The organism is Caulobacter sp. GW821-FHT10A10 (assembly GCF_059415745.1).
This window is the reverse complement of the sequence record NZ_JBWKNV010000003.1, coordinates 481852-497931: the sequence shown is the minus strand read 5'-3', so window position 1 is coordinate 497931 and position 16080 is coordinate 481852. Positions and strand designations below refer to the sequence as shown.

General features: G+C 69.9%; 13 protein-coding genes. 9 read left to right on the top strand and 4 right to left on the bottom strand.

What is annotated here, in order from left to right:
• Positions 1-13: 13 nt before the first annotated feature.
• Entirely contained in the window at positions 14-3070 is a 3057-nt protein-coding gene (locus tag AC07NS_RS11695; protein WP_494603291.1) for a DUF3857 domain-containing protein, read from the bottom strand.
• A gap of 196 nt (positions 3071-3266) precedes the next feature.
• Between AC07NS_RS11695 and AC07NS_RS11690 the strand changes: the two genes are divergently transcribed.
• The 5 genes from AC07NS_RS11690 (at position 3267) to AC07NS_RS11670 (ending at position 9448) form a co-directional block, all read left to right on the top strand.
• Positions 3267-3821, top strand: a complete 555-nt coding sequence (locus AC07NS_RS11690) for a sugar O-acetyltransferase (RefSeq protein WP_494603289.1) — start codon at positions 3267-3269, stop codon at positions 3819-3821.
• Positions 3822-3897: 76 nt separating this feature from the next.
• Positions 3898-4305 (top strand): VOC family protein, encoded by a 408-nt coding sequence (locus tag AC07NS_RS11685; protein ID WP_494603287.1) that lies wholly within the window; start codon positions 3898-3900, stop codon positions 4303-4305.
• 311 nt (positions 4306-4616) lie between these two features.
• Positions 4617-6782: a TonB-dependent receptor gene (locus tag AC07NS_RS11680; protein ID WP_494603285.1), complete on the top strand. Its 2166-nt coding sequence runs from the start codon at positions 4617-4619 to the stop codon at positions 6780-6782.
• The gene (locus tag AC07NS_RS11675) at positions 6782-7909 is read left to right on the top strand and encodes a PepSY-associated TM helix domain-containing protein (RefSeq protein ID WP_494603283.1); all 1128 of its coding nucleotides are present in this window, start codon (positions 6782-6784) and stop codon (positions 7907-7909) included. The genes AC07NS_RS11680 and AC07NS_RS11675 overlap by 1 nt, the downstream gene beginning before the upstream one ends.
• A gap of 84 nt (positions 7910-7993) precedes the next feature.
• Entirely contained in the window at positions 7994-9448 is a 1455-nt protein-coding gene (locus AC07NS_RS11670) for a DUF1593 domain-containing protein (protein WP_494603281.1), read from the top strand.
• A gap of 9 nt (positions 9449-9457) precedes the next feature.
• Here AC07NS_RS11670 and AC07NS_RS11665 read toward each other — a convergent pair whose 3' ends face one another.
• Positions 9458-9976, bottom strand: a complete 519-nt coding sequence (locus AC07NS_RS11665; RefSeq protein WP_494603279.1) for an MOSC domain-containing protein — start codon at positions 9974-9976, stop codon at positions 9458-9460.
• On the bottom strand, positions 9976-12387 hold the full coding sequence (locus tag AC07NS_RS11660) for a UvrD-helicase domain-containing protein (RefSeq protein ID WP_494603277.1): 2412 nt from the start codon (positions 12385-12387) through the stop codon (positions 9976-9978). The genes AC07NS_RS11665 and AC07NS_RS11660 overlap by 1 nt, the downstream gene beginning before the upstream one ends.
• A 112-nt stretch (positions 12388-12499) precedes the next feature.
• Between AC07NS_RS11660 and AC07NS_RS11655 the strand changes: the two genes are divergently transcribed.
• Together AC07NS_RS11655 and AC07NS_RS11650 are read left to right on the top strand one after the other, a co-directional pair.
• Positions 12500-12703, top strand: a complete 204-nt coding sequence (locus tag AC07NS_RS11655; RefSeq protein ID WP_494603275.1) for a hypothetical protein — start codon at positions 12500-12502, stop codon at positions 12701-12703.
• A 29-nt stretch (positions 12704-12732) separates the two neighbouring features.
• Positions 12733-12954, top strand: coding sequence for a hypothetical protein (locus tag AC07NS_RS11650; RefSeq protein ID WP_494603273.1), 222 nt, complete (start codon positions 12733-12735; stop codon positions 12952-12954).
• 149 nt (positions 12955-13103) lie between these two features.
• Here the strand turns inward: AC07NS_RS11650 and AC07NS_RS11645 are convergent, their stop codons facing one another.
• A complete protein-coding gene (locus AC07NS_RS11645) occupies positions 13104-13313 on the bottom strand; it encodes a ribbon-helix-helix domain-containing protein (protein WP_110121631.1) in 210 nt (69 codons plus the stop codon).
• A gap of 90 nt (positions 13314-13403) precedes the next feature.
• Here AC07NS_RS11645 and AC07NS_RS11640 point away from each other — a divergent pair, with 90 nt between their 5' ends.
• Positions 13404-14186, top strand: coding sequence for a Coq4 family protein (locus tag AC07NS_RS11640; protein ID WP_494603271.1), 783 nt, complete (start codon positions 13404-13406; stop codon positions 14184-14186).
• Between the two features lie 82 nt (positions 14187-14268).
• On the top strand, positions 14269-16074 hold the full coding sequence (locus AC07NS_RS11635; protein WP_494603269.1) for a vWA domain-containing protein: 1806 nt from the start codon (positions 14269-14271) through the stop codon (positions 16072-16074).
• Positions 16075-16080 lie beyond the last annotated feature (6 nt).

The window sequence follows — 16080 nt, the reverse complement described above, 5'->3', positions numbered from 1 at the left end:
GGGGTCTGAGCGTTCAGTCGCCCTTGGCGGCCGGCGCCAGGCCAGCCTCGTCCAGTTCTTCGCCGGCCTTGGCGCTCAGGGCCTTGGCGGCGGCGATGTCGCCGCGCCCGCCGGCTTCGTCGCCCCGCCGCAGCTTCACCAGGCCGCGACCATAGAGGCTGGGGGCCTGCCGAGGCTCGAGCTTGAGCGCCTGGTCGTAACGCTTCAAGGCCTCGTCGAAGCGACCGTCGCGTAGGGCCACCAGGGCGTAGCTGTCCCAATAGGCGGCGTCCTTGGGCTCCAGCTTGACCGCCTCGGCGCAGTCGCTTTCGGCGGCCTTCAGCTCGACATTGGCCAGGGCGCGCTCCCAGCAGCGGCTGTTCAGGGCCCAGCTGTCGCGTCGCCGCGCGATCGAGGCGTCGTAAAGCGCGGCCGCCTCGGCGCCGCGGCCGGCGGCGCGCAGGGCCAGGGCCTTGGCGTTCAGGGTGTCGACGTCGACCGGGTTCATCCGCAAAGCCTCGTCGAGATCGGCGAGGCCCTCGTCGGTCCGGCCCATGCGACGCAGGGCGTAGGCCCGGTTACGCAGGTTGATCGGGTCCTCCGGCTGCAGGCGCACGGCGGTCTCGAAGTCGGCGAGGGCCGCCTGCATGTGACCCAGCTGGATGTTGAGCGCGGCCCGGCGGCGCAGGGCGACGATGTTGTCGGGGGCCAGCTTCACGGCCCGCTCGGCGCCCTTCAGCGCGAGGTCGCTGCGGCCCATGGCCTGGGCCGTATCGGCGAAGGCCTCGGCGACCTCCAGTTCGTCGTTGCGCGACGCGAACGTCGCCTCCATGGCCGCCAGGCCGGCGTCGGTCTGGCCAAGACCGGCCAGGATCCTGCCACGCTGGATCGCCAGCACCGGGTCGTCGTCGGTCTTCAGCGCCTTGTCGGCGAAGGCCAGACCCTTGGCGGGCGAGGTCGCGGCGATCGCCAGGGCCTTGAGGCGGACGGCCGGGCGGAAGCCGGGGCTCTTGGCCAGAGCCCTGTCGGCTACGGCGATCGCCTTCTCCGGCTTGCCCGTGGTCTGGTAGTAGGCGCCGATCCCCACCAGGTCGGCCGGGTCCTGCGCCGTTTCCTCGGCCGGCTTGGCGGGGCTCTCGTCCGTCGCGCGGTACTGGAAGACGCGCGAGACCTTGTTGTCGAACTTCGGAAGCTTCTTGTTGAGCAGCTTGGCCTCTTCGGCCGAGACCTCGGGCTCGTAGACGCGGCGGGTCATGGTGGTGCGCATGACGCCGCGCTCCAGGTCGGCCTGGCGCCAGTAGGCGGTTCCGCCCAGCCGCTCGTCGACCGGATTGGCCATGAAGCTCCACTTCCAGCCGTCGGCTTCCGGCGGCAGGCGGATCAGGGTGGTCCAGCGCCGATAGGTCGGGAATTCGGTCAGCCAGGGGGCGGTCTGGTCCTGCTCCTTGGGTCGCTTGTATGGGGCGGGCGGACTGAAGCCGGCGCCGACGATGTCCAGCGCGCGGCCGTCGGTCGCGTCGCCCTCCCAGTCCAGCTCGCCTTCGCCGGTCATGGTCAGCAGCATCTGCTTGCGGAGCGCGTCATAGGTCCAGGCGACGGTCTCGGGCTCGATCCAATCGTTGGCCTTGCGCCAGTAGCCCTTGAGGGCGCGGTCGGCGTCGTCCTTGGAGAGCTGGGCCAGCGCGGTCTTGAAGGCGAACGCCTGGTCGCCGCGGACGATGTTCTCGCCGGTCACCTTGGCCGGGGTGTCGAAACCCGCCGAGGCGTCGATTTCGAGCAGGAAGCCCTCCTGCGCCAGCAGCGGCGCCTCGGGCTTGAAGGCGGTCAGGCTGGTCGCGCCGGCGCGGACGGGCAGGAACCAGTGGAAGTCGGGCTCGGGGATGGACTCAAGATCCAGGTCGCCCATGCGCGTGCCGTCCAGCCAGTAGGCGCGGCCGCCGATGACGGCGCGCACCAGGATGTGGTCGAAGGCGCTGACCATCGGCAGGCGCTTGTCCAGGCCGTCGTCGTTCTGGCTCTGGATCAGGACCGGCTCGGCTTCGATCCCCAGTTCGCGCAGCAGGGCCAGCAGCAGCACGGTCTTGGCCTTGCAGTCGCCGAACCGCCGCGACCAGGTGTCCTCGGCCGAGGCCGGGCGATAGTTGCCGTCGTCCAGGCCGATATAGACGTAGCGGATCTGCTCCTGGACCAGGGCCAGGGCCGCCGCGGCGCGGGTCGTCGGGTCCTTGTGGGCGGCGGCGATCCTGGCCGCCTCGGCCTTGATCGGCGAGGTCGGCGGCAGCTGAGCGGCCTTGTCGTAGATCGGCCAGAGCAGGTTCGACACCTCGCTCCAGCCGCCGAAGCTGCTGAACTGCACCAGGCGGCGGATGTTGTAGCGCAGCGGCGCGCCGTCGGCGGCGATGGCGCTCTTGGGATCGCGCATCTCCAGCGTCAGCACGTTGTCGGCGCCCTGGCGCACGGGCTCCAGCTTGCCGAGGTCCGGCGAGGCCGACCATTGCAGCGGCCGCTCGACCGGCCAGACCAGCCGGGTGCGATAGGCCCCGGCCGCGCCGACCGACGGCAGCATCATGCCGCCCTGCGAGCGGTCGCCCAGGGTCGGGTCGCGCCGGCTGATGGTGGCGGCGAACTGCAGCTCGTCGCCGACCTGCAGGCCCGGCGCCTGCAGATTGGCGGTCAGGTCGCCGGCCAGCATGGCCGCCTCGAGATTGTTCTCCCTCTGGATGACGCCGAACTTGGTCTTGGCCAGCACGTCGATCTCGCGGCCGTCGCGCAGGATCTTCAGCGTGTGCACGCGGATCTCGTCGGACGACGGGTTCCACACCGCCATGACGTTGCCCAGGGCCAGGGCCTCGGGCTTGAGGATCCTGATCCGGTAGCTGGTGTAGAACTCGTCGTGGTCGGCGCCGAGCTTGGTCTGCACGTCGTTGTAGACGAACTGGGCGGCGGCGCCTTCGGGCGGGGCGGTGTCGGTCGGGGCGGGGGGCGCGGCGACCCAGGCCGGGGCGGGGCCGTACTTGACCACGTTCGATCCCGCATGCGCCACGCCGGCCGCGGCCAGAAGCGCCGTCGCCGCAATACCCCAGACTCGCATTTCACGCCCCCGCTACTCGAAGCGGGACAATAGCCGAGCTTGCGGCGCAGGCAACTTTCGGACGAGCGGTCGCGCGGGGTCTCGCGAACCTGTCGCTCGGGCGAGCAGTGATATCCCTCTTCGTCGCATGGTTTTCATTGTTTGCAGGCCGCCGCCGGTCCATCCGGGGTCTGTTCGCAACTTCCGGAGCTCCGCCTTGACCGACGATCGCACCCACAAAGCGCGCATGCTGGCCGGCGACCTCTACGACCCGCTGGACGCCGAGATCGTCGCCGACCAGGAGCAAGCGCTGGCCTGGATGGAGCGCTACAACGCCCCCGGCCAGACCCTGGCCCAGCGCATGGCCCTGCTGAAGGAGCGGTTCGGCAGCGTCGGCCTCGGCGCCAACATCCGCGCGCCGTTCCACTGCGACTACGGCTACAACATCGTGCTGGGCGACGGGGTGTTCATGAACTTCGGCTGTGTGATCCTCGACGTGACCACGGTCACGATCGGCGACCGCACGATGATCGGCCCGCACGTGAAGATCTTCGCCGCCGACCATCCGCGCGACGCCGAGACCCGCCGTTCGGGACTGGAGTTCGGCCGCCCGGTGACCATCGGCAAGGACGTCTGGATCGGCGGCGGGGCGATCATCGTTCCGGGCGTCACCATCGGTGACGGCGCGGTGATCGGGGCCGGGGCTGTGGTCACCCGCGACGTGCCGGCCGGCGCGACGGCGGTGGGCAATCCGGCCCGCGTGAAAGGCTGACAAAAAGATCCGGCAGGATGTCGGGAGCGTCGAGGGCTAAACGTCCTCTGGCCGACACAGCTTAGGGAGCCGCCTCATGCGCATGATCTTCGTCAACCTGCCGGTCGCCGACCTTACCCGCTCCAAGGCCTTCTTCGAGGCCCTGGGCTTTTCGATCAATCCGCAGTTCACCGACGAGACCGCCGCCTGCGTGGTGGTGTCCGACGTGATCCACGTCATGCTGCTGACCCACGACAAGTTCCGCCAGTTCATCAACGGCGACATCGCCGACGCCTTCAAGGCCACCGAGGTCCTGACCTGCCTGTCGGCCGACAGCCGGGCCGAAGTCGACGGCCTCTTGGCCAACGCCCTGGCCAACGGCGGCCGCGAATGGAAGCCGGTCATGGACATGGGCCCTATGTACGGCGCCAGCTTCCAGGACCCCGACGGCCACGTCTGGGAGGTGATGTTCATGGACATGGCGGCGATGGGGCAGGGCGGCTGATCACGGCTAGGCCGGAAGCGACATTCGCCTGCTCGCTCCCCCAAGTCCGTGTTTCCCCGCGAAGGCGGGGATCCAAGCTGATTTTCAGGATGAGGCGCGTCCGCGGGCGATCCGCCGGCTCGGCTTGGATCCCCGCCTTCGCGGGGAGGCTCGGTAGAAAAGTGGTTCAAGCTCGTCAGGGGGGGGGGGGCGGCCAGGGACGTATCGGTCGGGCGGCTTGGGGGCGGCTGATCGCCTGTCGGAGATCATTTCAGGATTGAAACTCAGTCGCAGTTGCGTCAATAGCCGGCCCTCTCTTTCTGGGGATGGTCATGCGACTTTGCTTCTCGCGCGCCGCCGCTCGGCGCGCCCTGTTCTCGACGCTCAGCCTGGCGGCGCTGTCGATCGCCGCCAGCGCCCACGCCCAGGCGCCCCAGGCCGACGACGTCGAACAGGTGGTCGTCACGGCCGCCCGCACCAAGCTGCCGGTCACGGCCCTGCCGCTGACCGTTGACGTGGTCGGCGCAGAGGCCCTGAACCAGCAGGTGGCCATCAGCGGCTCGATCGTCGACGCCCTGTCGACCCTGTCGCCGTCGTTCTCGCCCACCCGCCAGAAGCTGTCGGGTTCGGGCGAGAGCCTGCGCGGCCGCTCGCCGCTGTTCGCGATCAACGGCATCCCGCAGTCGACCCCGATCCGCGACGGCTCGCGCGACGGCTACACGATCGACCCGTTCTTCGTGGACCGCGTCGAGCTGATCTACGGCTCCAACGCCCTGCAGGGCATCGGCGCCACCGGCGGCGTGGTCAATCAGGTGACGGTCGGCCCGCCCAAGAACGATGGCGTCTCGGGCCGCACCCTGGTGCAGACCACGCTCGGTCATGACCTGGGCGACAGCGTCGGCGGCAAGGTCGCGGGCCTTCTGGCCTGGCGCGGCGGGGCGTTCGACGCCACCGGCGGCGTGGCCTACGAGAAGCGCGGCGCCTTCTACGACGCCGACGGCCGCCGCATCGGCATGGACAACACCCAGGGCGACGTCCAGGACTCCAAAAGCCTGTCGATCTTCGGCCGCTTTGGCTGGCAGCTGGGCGACAGCACCCGCCTGGACGTGGTCGCCAACCGTTTCGAGCTGAAGGGCGACGGCGACTATGTGACCGTCACCGGCACGGCCGCCGCGGTCACCGACGGCAATCGCGCCACCCGCCTGCCCACCACCTCGGTGCGCGGTCCCGTCCCGGGCAAGCCGGCCGCCAACCGCGTCGAGACCCTGTCGGCCTCGCTGACCAGCGGCGAGGTGCTCGGCGGCGACTTCACCGCCCAGGTCTTCTTCAACCGCTCGCGCGACACCTTCGGCGGCGACCGCAACGCCACCTTCCAGGACGTCAGCATCGCCCCGTCGGGCACGCTGTTCGACCAGTCGTCGAACCGCTCGCGCAAGCTGGGCGCGCGCCTGAACTACGAGCGCGAGGTGCCGGGGATCGAGGGCCTGACCGCCACCGTCGGCCTGGACGCCATGAACGACCGCACCGAACAGCTGCTGATCGCCACCGGCCGCGCCTGGGTGCCGCCGACCAAGTTCCAGAGCGTCGCGCCCTTCGTCCAGGGCAACTACGCCTTGCTGGACGGCAAGCTGCGTCTGGCCGGCGGCCTGCGCTTCGAGAACGTCCAGCTGAAGGTCGACGACTTCACCACCCTGGCCTCCTACGGCTCGCGCAAGGTCGCGGGCGGCGATCCGGACTTCAAGTCGACCCTGGCCAACGGCGGGATCGTGTTCGAGCCGGCCTCGGGCCTGCGCCTCTACGCCAGCTACGCCGAGGGCTACACCGTGCCCGACGTCGGCCGGATCCTGCGCAGCATCAACGTCGCCGGCGTGGACGTGGACAGCTACCTCAACATCGAGCCGATCGTGTCGAACAACCGCGAGATCGGCGGCGAGTGGAAGCGCGGGCCGTTCGACGCCAGCGTCGCCTATTTCTGGTCGTCGTCGAAGCTGGGCCAACTGCTGGTCAAGAACACCGGCGGCATCTTCGACGTGCAGCGCCAGAAGGTGGCGATCGAGGGCCTGGAGCTGAACGTGAAGGCCAGGACCCCGGTCCCGGGCCTGGGCGTCTTGGCCGGCTACGCCCGCCTGCGCGGTGAGACCGACGCCAACGGCGACGGCAAGCTCGACACCGATCTCGACGGCGCCAACATCTCGCCTGACCGGGTGAACCTGGCGGCCGACTACCGTACGGGCAAACTGACCCTGCGCCTGCAGGTGCAGTCCTACCTGCAACGCGACATGAGCCACGCCCTCGTGAAGGACGACTTCTCGGGCTACACGCTGGTGGACGCCTTCGCCCGCTACGAACTGCCGGTGGGGGCGCTGTCGCTGGGGGTCCAGAACCTGCTGAACGAGCAGTACATCACCTACAACTCCGACACCGTGCTGCCGGCCAAGGACAAGTTCTACGCCGGGCGCGGCCGCACCGCGACGCTGGGCTGGGAAGCGCGCTTCTGATGAAGACCCTGCGTCTCCTGCATCGCTGGGCCGGCGGACTGATCGGCCTGCTGCTGGCCGTCCTCGGCTTCACCGGCGCGCTGCTGGTGCACGAGGACGCGTTCCTGCGCGCCACCGTGCCCCACGCCGCCGACGCCCAGCGGCAGGACACGGCCACCTTGGCGGCGGCCGCCACGCGGATCTTCGCCGCGCAGGACCGCCCGCGTTCCATCGTCCTGGCGAGCGAACGCAAGGGGCTGCACAAGCTGTCCTATCCCGGCGAGACGCAGAAGGGCGCCTATGCCGACCAGGACGGCGCGATCGTCCAGGCCTGGACCAGCAACTGGGCCCGGCCGGAGGTGTGGCTGTTCGACCTGCACCACCATCTCTTCGCAGGCGACACGGGCGAGATCGTCGGCGGGATCGCCGGGCTGGTCGGACTGGGCTTCGTGGTCACGGGCCTGATCCTGTGGTGGCCGACCCGGCGGATGTTCCACCTGCGCCTCTGGCCGCGGATGGCCAAGCGGGCGGCTATCGTCCATCACCATCGCGACCTTGGCGTGGTGGTGGCGCCGCTGCTGATCCTGTCGCTGGCGACCGGCGCGACCATGAACCTGAAATGGTTCTCCCAGGCCCTGCGCGCGCCGTTCTCGTCGTCCGCCGTGATGGAAAAGGCCGCCGCCGCGCCCAAGATCAAGGGCGGCAAGCTGGCCAAGGATCTCGACTGGGCCGGCGTGATCGGCCAGGCCCAGGCCCGCTTCCCCGGCGCCGAGGTGCGGACCATCGGCCTGCCGGCCAAGACCGGCGGCCTGATCTCCATCCGCCTGCGCCAGCAGGCCGAGTGGCTGCCCAACGGCCGCAGCATGGCCTGGTTCGATCCTGCCACGGGCAAGATGGTCGCCGCGCGCGACGCGCAGACCATGCCGCTGGGCTCGCGCATCACCAACGCCGACTTCCCGCTGCACGCGGCCAAGGTCGGCGGCCTGGCCTATCGCTTGGTCATGACCGTCTCGGGCTTGGCCCTGACCCTGTTGGGCACGCTGGCGGTGATGACCTTCTGGGGCAATCCCTCGGGCCTGCCAAAGCGCCGCAAGAAGCCGGCGGTGAAGGCCAAGCCGGCGCCAGAGCCGGCGACGGTCCAGGCCTAGCCAAAAGCGGGTTGCGGCTGTCCGCCTTCCGACGCCATAAGCGCATGTGAGCGCTAACATGAGCGCAGCGGGGAGTGAGACGGCATGAGGTCCTTGGTTCTGGCGGCGGCCCTGGCCGTCCTCCCGCCGGCCGTCGCCGCCGCCTCGGCGCAGGCCGCGCCCGCGTCGGCGTCCGCCCAGAAGGCGCGACTGATCGTACTCAGCGACATCGAGGCCGACCCGGACGACAGCCAGTCGCTCGTGCGCCTGCTGCTCTACGCCAACGAGATCGACATCGAGGGGCTGGTCGCCATCACCTCGACCCACATGCGTGGCGAGGTGCATCCGGAGACCATGCGCCGGATCATCGGCGCCTACGGCCGGGTGCAGCCGAACCTGCTGAAACACGCCGCCGGCTACCCCACCGCCCAGTCCCTGCTGTCCAAGGTCAGCGTCGGCCAGCCGGCCTACGGCATGGCCGCCATCGGCCCGGGCAGGGACACCGACGGCTCGCGGGCGATCATCGCCGCGCTCGACCGGCCCGACGAGCGCCCGCTGTGGATCGCCGCCTGGGGCGGGACCAACACCCTGGCCCAGGCGCTGCAGACCCTCCAGGCGACCCGCGGGCCTGCCGAGGTCGAACGCCTGGTCGCCAAGCTGCGCGTCTACGCCATCTCCGACCAGGACGACACCGGCGCCTGGATCCGCAAAACCTTCCCCAAGCTGTTCTACATCGTCAGCCCCGGCGGCTACGGCGCGGCGACCTGGATGGGCATGGGCTTCTCCGCCGAGGGGCTGGACAACGCCACGGTCTCCAACGATTGGCTGGCGGCCAACATCCAGCAGGGCCACGGTCCGCTCGGCGCGGCCTATCCCGACGTCGCCTACGGCATGGAGGGCGACACGCCGTCGTTCCTGGCCCTGATCCCCAACGGCCTGTCGGATCCCGAGCGGCCCGACCTCGGCGGCTGGGGCGGGCGCTACGAACTCCGCACGCCGAGGATCGAGGACACCGATCCCAAGGGCTTCAACGGCGGCGTGCCGGTGGAGCCGGAGACGCGGCCGATCTGGACCAACGCCGTCGATCGCTACACCCCTTACGAGGCCTCGGCGCACGGCCGGCCGATCAAGGCGGGCGGCAAGACCTTCGAGGACTTCGGCGTGACGCTCTGGCGCTGGCGCGACGCCTACCAGAACGACTTCGCCGCCCGTATCGGCTGGACGACCCTGCCGTACGACAAGGCCAACCATCCGCCCGGGGCGCGCCTGGCCCATCCGGACCACCTGACGGTGAAGGCCGGCGAGACCTTCGTGCTCGACGCCAGCCCCAGCACCGACCCCGACGGCGACAGCCTGTCGTTCCTCTGGTTCCACTATCCCGAAGCGAGCGGCTGGAAGACGCCGATCCCGCCCGCCGGGGCTGAGAATGTCTATCGCGCGGCCTTCAAGGCGCCGGCGGTGACGAAACCCGAGACGGCGCAGTTCGTCGTGGCCGTGACCGACAAGGGCTCCCCGCCGGTGACGCGCTATCGCCGCGTGACGGTGACGATCACGCCGTAGGGGGAGGGCCTAACCCTCCACCGACACTGCATCTCCCAACGCGACCTCGCCGCCCTCGATCACCCGGGCGGTGAGGCCGCCGCGGCCTCGGACAGCGTTGTAGCCGCCTTCGCCGAGGATCTCGTTCATGCGGCTGCAGGGGTGGCAGCCTCCCGTGGCTTCCAGCAGCACGGAGCCGACCCGGAAGCGCTTGTCGGCCAGGCCCAGCAGGTTGATCCCCTCGACCACCAGGTTGCGGCGCAGGTCGAACGGGGAGGCGGGTTCGGCGCGGCCGAGGAAGGCGGCGATGGTGGCCAGGTCCTCGGCCTGGATCAGCGTCACCTGACGCGGACCGCCGGGCCGGCCGGCATAGTGGTCGCCCACCAGGCCGGCTTCGAGCGTGATCTCGGCGCGATCGACGGCGACCAGGGCCGCGCGGCGGGCGGGGCGCAGGCCGATCCAGGTCAGGCGGCCGGGGCGCATCGGTCCGGCGATCAGCCGGGCGAGGGGGCTGTCGGGGTTGATCCCGCGCCTGGCCCCCGCCGCCATCAGGCCTTCTCGACGAAGCTGTCGATGACCTTCTTCTCGCCGGCCTTGTCGAAGTTGACGGTCAGCTTGTTGCCCTCGATCGAGGCGACCTTGCCGTAGCCGAACTTGACGTGGAACACGCGGTCGCCGCGGCTGTAGGCGCTGTTGGTCGGGGCCGAGACGGCCACCAGCCGGCCTTCGCCCTCGATCGGCTTGGCCCGTGCCGCCGAGCCGCCGCCGCGCCAGGCCGCGTGACCGCCGCCCTTTTCGGCGAAGCCGCGCGCCTGCACCCGGTCCTGGGCACGCTTCCAGCCGGGGCTGTCGTAGCTGCCGCTCTGGAAGGCGCTGGTGCCGGGATCGTCCCAGCGCGACGAGGCCGTCTGCTGCATGCCCGGCCCGCCGCCGTAATAGCCGGTCTCCGAGCCCGCATCGACGTGCTCCAGCGGCAGTTCGTCGACGAAGCGGGAAGGGAGCTGGCTGGTCCAGCGGCCATAGACCTGCCGGTTGGCCACGAAGCTGATGCGGGCCTCTTCGCGGGCGCGGGTGATGCCCACGTATGCTAGGCGACGCTCTTCCTCGAGGCCCTTCTCGCCCTTGTCGTCCATGCTGCGCTGGCTGGGAAACACGCCTTCCTCCCAGCCGGGCAGGAACACCAGCGGGAACTCCAGCCCCTTGGCCGAGTGCAGGGTCATGATCCAGACGGCGTCGCCGGTGGCCTCGCGGTCGAGGTCCATGACCAGCGACACGTGTTCCAGATAGGCCTCCAGGCTGTCGAACTGGCCCATCGACTGGACCAGTTCCTTGAGGTTTTCCAGGCGCGTCTGGCTCTGCGGGCCTTTGTCGAGGCGCAGGGCGTCGGTGTAGCCGCTTTCCTCCAGCACCATCTCCAGCACCCGCTGGTGGTGCATGTTGCCGATCTGGGCGCGCCAGCGGTCGAGGTCGCGGATGAAGTTGCTGAGCGCCGTGCGGGTGCGGGCCGGCAGGTCGTCGCTGCCGATGATCACCCGGGCCGCCTCGACGGTGGAGATGCCTTCGCCGCGCGCGATCTGCAGCAGCTTCTGCACCGAGGTGTCGCCGATGCCGCGCTTGGGCGTGTTGACGATGCGCTCGAACGCCAGATCGTCGTCCGGCGACTGGATCAGGCGCAGATAGGCGTGGGCGTCGCGGATTTCCGCCCGTTCGAAGAACCGCGGGCCGCCGACCACCTTGTAGGGGATCTGCAGCATCACGAAGCGTTCTTCGAAGGCGCGCATCTGGAAGGAGGCGCGAACGAGAATGGCCATCTGGTTGTAGCGGCGGCCGGCCTTCTTGGCCTTCTCGATCTCGTCGGCGACCATCCGGCTTTCGGCCTCGCCGTCCCAGACGCCGCTGACCTTGACCTTCTCGCCGCCGGTCGCCTCGGTCCACAGGGTCTTGCCCAGGCGTCCCTTGTTTGCGGTGATCAGGGTCGAGGCGGCCGCCAGGATGTGCTCGGTCGAGCGGTAGTTGCGCTCCAGCCGCACCACCTTGGCGCCGGGGAAGTCGCGCTCGAAGCGCAGGATGTTGTCCACCTCGGCCCCGCGCCAGCCATAGATCGACTGGTCGTCATCTCCCACGCAGCAGACGTTCTGGCGGCCCTGGGCCAGCAGGCGCAGCCACAGGTACTGGGCGACGTTGGTGTCCTGGTACTCGTCGACCATCACGTACTGGAAGCGGCGCTGGAAGTCGGCCAGCACGTCGGGATTGCTGGTGAAGATCGTGATGTTGTGCAGCAGCAGGTCGCCGAAATCGCAGGCGTTCAGGATGCGCAGGCGCTCCTGGTACTGGCGATAGAGGCTGATGCCCTTGCCGTTGGCGAACTCGCCGGCCTCGCTGGGCGGCACGCGGTCGGGCGTCCAGCCGCGGTTCTTCCAGGCGTCGATCAGGCCCGACAGGATGCGCGGCGTCCAGCGCTTGGCGTCGATGTTCTCGGCCTCGATCAGCTGCTTGAGCAGCCGCTCGTTATCGTCGGTGTCGATGATCGTGTAGTTCGACTTCAGCCCCACCAGCTCGGCGTGGCGGCGCAGGATCTGGGCGGCCACCGAGTGGAAGGTGCCCAGCCATCGCAGGCCCTCGGCTTCCGGGCCGATGATGTGGGTGATCCGTTCGCGCATCTCGCGCGCGGCCTTGTTGGTGAAGGTGACGGCCAGGATCTCCCACGGCCGGGCGCGGCCGGTCGAGAGGATGTGGGCCAGGCGGGTGGTCAGCACCCGCGTCTTGCCGGTGCCGGCCCCGGCCAGCACCAGGACCGGGCCTTCGGTGGTGACGACCGCTTCGTGCTGCTCGGTGTTGAGGCCGTTCAGATAGTCGGGCGCGGGTCCGCCGCCGCCGGGAGCCTGCGGGCGGGCCAGGTCGGAGATGCGCGGAGCGGGGAGGTCGCCGAAAGGGTCGGTCGAGTCGAAGCCGGAAGACATGGGAACATATGTAGCACAAACTTCCCCCGGCTTAAGCCCCGTGACGCCCGCTTAGGGAACTCCGGTCGCGACGCTCCCGTTGATCCGCAGGGACGAAGCAGGAGCAGGAAGAATGGCGGAAGAAACCAAATCGGGCGGCAATGCGGGGCTGGCCTTCATCGTCGGCGCCCTGGTGGTGATCGTCGCGGTGCTGGCCTTCATGATGTTCTCCGGCGGCTTCACGCAGAAGAAGACGGTGGACGTCGACATCTCGGCCTCCGCGCCCAAGCTGCCGGACGCGCCGAAGGTCCCAGAAGCGCCCAAGGTCCCCGGCTAGCGGGACAGGCTTGAGCAGAGGAGGCGGGCATGGCTCGCCATCATGAAAATCATCACGAGGGCGCCTGGAGCGGCGCGGCCATGCTGGCCGTGCTGCTGCTCGTCGCGCTGCTGATCTATGCGATCTGGCGTTCGGGCCTGCTGGCCGTGCGGCCGGACCTGGCCGAACTGCGGTTGCCCCAGTTGGCGCCGCCGACCATGCCGACGCCCAATCCCGAGCCCCTGCCGGCGCCGGTTCCGCGGCCGGGGTAGGGGAGAGGGAAACCTCCCCCTGCGGGGGAGGCGGCCGAAGGCCGGTGGGGGGAAGTTTTCAGCTTCCGCCGCGCCGGCCATGCTCGTAGTTACGCCCCCCACCGATCGCTTCGCGATCGCCTCCCCCAGAGGGGGAGGTTCCTCCAGGTCTAACCCCCAGCCCGTTCCAGCGCGTACACCCGACACGCCGAGGCCAGCGGCCGGTCGGCGCGGCCGACGTCGATGCGCTGGATCAGGGCCGCGATGCTGACGGCGTCCTGCTTGGCGATGCGCTCCAGCGCGGCCCAGAACTCGGGCTCCAGCGCCAGCGAGGTGGCGTGGCCCGCGAGGTTCACCGATCGCTTTTTCAGACTGCCCATCGGCTGGGGTCCCCCGTGATCGCCTGTTCGGCCCTTGAATAAAAATGACGTCGTGTCATCTTTACTCACGTCACGCCGGGAGCATGCCTGATGAACGCAGCCGCGCAAGCCCTTGACGCCGGTTCGGCGCGTCCGCCGCTCGGCGCCCGCGATGCGAGCTTCCGCTTGCAGCCTTTGCGGGCGTTTCGCGCCGTCCGCCGGTTGATCGCCGACAAGGAGGACACCGCCCAGGTGTTCGAGATCATGCGGGCGCTTTCTGGCCGCGCGATCCCCCGCGGCTACGCCCGCCTGCTGAAGACGCCGCAGGGCGGGGCGATCGCCTATCGCCGTGAGGAATTCGCCGACCGGCTGTCCGACCCGGCGTGGCTGGCGCGGTTCGAGGCGGGCACGGTGGGCGCGGCCTATCGCGACTTCATCGCCCCGCGCGGCCTGACCGCCGAGGGCCTGGCCGACGAGAGCCGCAAGGTCGCCGACGCCGACATGGACGCGGCCCATCCGCTGCTGTGGTACGCCCGCCGTCTGCGCGACGTGCATGACGTCTGGCACGTGCTGACCGGCTATGGGACGGACGCGCTGGGCGAGGTCTGCGTCGTGGCCTTCTCCTACGCCCAGACCCGCAGCCTGGGCTTCGCACTCATCGCCCTGGCCGGGACCCGCGAGTTCCGCCGCCTCAAGGACGGCCAGCCCTATGGCCGGGCCGTGCGCGAGGCTTGGCGGGCCGGGCGCAAGGCCGCCTGGCTGCCCGAGGTCGACTATCCGGCCCTGTTCGCCATGCCGCTGGACGAGGCCCGCCGCGTCTTGAAGATCGTCCCGCCGACCACCTACGACGCCATTCCGGCGGACCTGCGCCAGCACTTCCATCGCGCCCCCTGAGCGTTCGCCGACCGCTGCAATTTCGCTTGTACCGCTTGAGCGTGCGGCGTTAGCCTTCCTGCAATCAAAACGGGAGGTTTCGATGTCGCGTCGCCTTTGGTCCGCCGCCTCCATCTTGGCGCTTGCGCTCGTTTCCGCCCCGGCCTGGGCCCAGACCCCGCCGCCGCAGGACGAGCAGATCGACATCGACGAGGTCGTCGTCAGCGGCATGCGGGTGCGCCAGGGCGGCGCCCAGGACATCAACCACTTCCGCGGCGAGGCGCAGGCCCAGCGCATGCCGCTGCCGGATACGCTGACGCCCGAGGGGCTGATGGGCGGCTACGACCTGCAGATCCCCGGCAAGGAGGCCTGCGCCCGCGTGCTGTGCGTCACCGGCGAGGCCATGCGCGCCGACCTGCCGCAGTCGCCGGCCGACAAGGTGCTGGTGGGCCTGGGCTTCGACAGCGGCGTCGACGCCAAGACCTGGAAGCGCGCGCCGCTGAACCTCGTGGCGGTGGTCGACAAGTCCGCCTCGATGCAGGGCGGCCCGCTGATGCGGGTGCGCGAGAGCCTGCACCAGATTCTCGAACAGCTGCGGCCCGGCGACCAGCTGAGCATCGTGCTCTACGGCGACCGCTCCTACCGCCACCTGGAGCCGACCGTGGTCGGCGACAAGCGCGCCGCCATCCGCCTGGCCATCGACGCCATCGAGAGCGCCGGCTCCACCAACATGGAGGCCGGCCTCAAGGTCGGCTACGAGACCGCCTTCGCCAGCAAGGACGGCTTCAAGGGCGTCACCCGGGTGATGCTGTTCACCGACGAGCAGCCCAATATCGGCCGCACGGACGCCGCCAGCTTCATGGGCATGGCCAGGGAGGCCTCGTTCAAGGGGATCGGCCTGACGACGATCGGCGTGGGAACGCAGTTCGACGCGCCGCTGGCGACCAAGGTCTCCAGCGTTCGGGGCGGCAACCTCTACTTCCTGCGCGACAAGGCCGACGTCGAAACGGTGTTCGCGGCCAAGCTCGACACCATGGTCTCGGAACTGGCTTACGACCTGACCCTGACCGTCAAGCCGCGCCCTGGCTACCGGATCAGCGGCGTCTATGGCGTGCCGGGCGACGAGCTGAAGTCGGGGCCGGACGGGGCGGTCTCGATGACCGTGCCGACCGCCTTCCTAAGCACCGAGGGCGGCGGGCTGTTCGTGGCCCTGGCCAAGGGCGAGGCCTTCCTGCCCGAACCGGCGCTGGCCCCGGGCGATCGGCTGCTGGACGTGGATTTGAACTACACGGTCGCCGCCGACGGGACCGAGGCTCGCCAGGTTCTGGCCGTGGCCGCGCCGGGCGGGCAGGCCTCCGAGGGGCTGAAGCTGGGCCACCTGCTGCTCGACGAGTTCCAGTCGCTGCACCGCGCCGCCACCCTGCACCACCGGGACGGCGACGAGGAGGGGACCTATCAGGTGCTGAAGGGCTTCGACGGCCGCCTGCGGGCCCAGGCCGATCCGCGCCTGGAGCCCGAGCGAAAGCTGGTGTCCGAGATGCTGACCCGCGCGGCCTTCCTGGCGGGCTATGCCGGCGAGGCCCGGGCCGAGGGGCCGGTCAGCCTGCTGGGCGGCTGGACGGTGGCGCGCATCGACGGCGAGGGCCAGATCGACATCAAGCGCGGCGACCAGCTGCGCTTCGGCGAGGAGGAACTGGTTGTCAGCCGCCGCCAGCGGGGCGCGTTCAAGGTCGACGAGCCGGAGGGCTATGAAGCCAACGAGGACCAGCTGTCGCTGCCGGAGTCCGAGCTCGTCTTCGACTATCGCCTGGCCAAGGACGGGGCGCTGATCCTGACGCACGACCGGCTGGACCTGCGGGTGGTGCTCAAGCGCACGCCGCGAAAGGTCGAGACGGCGATCGTCGGCTGAGGGCGC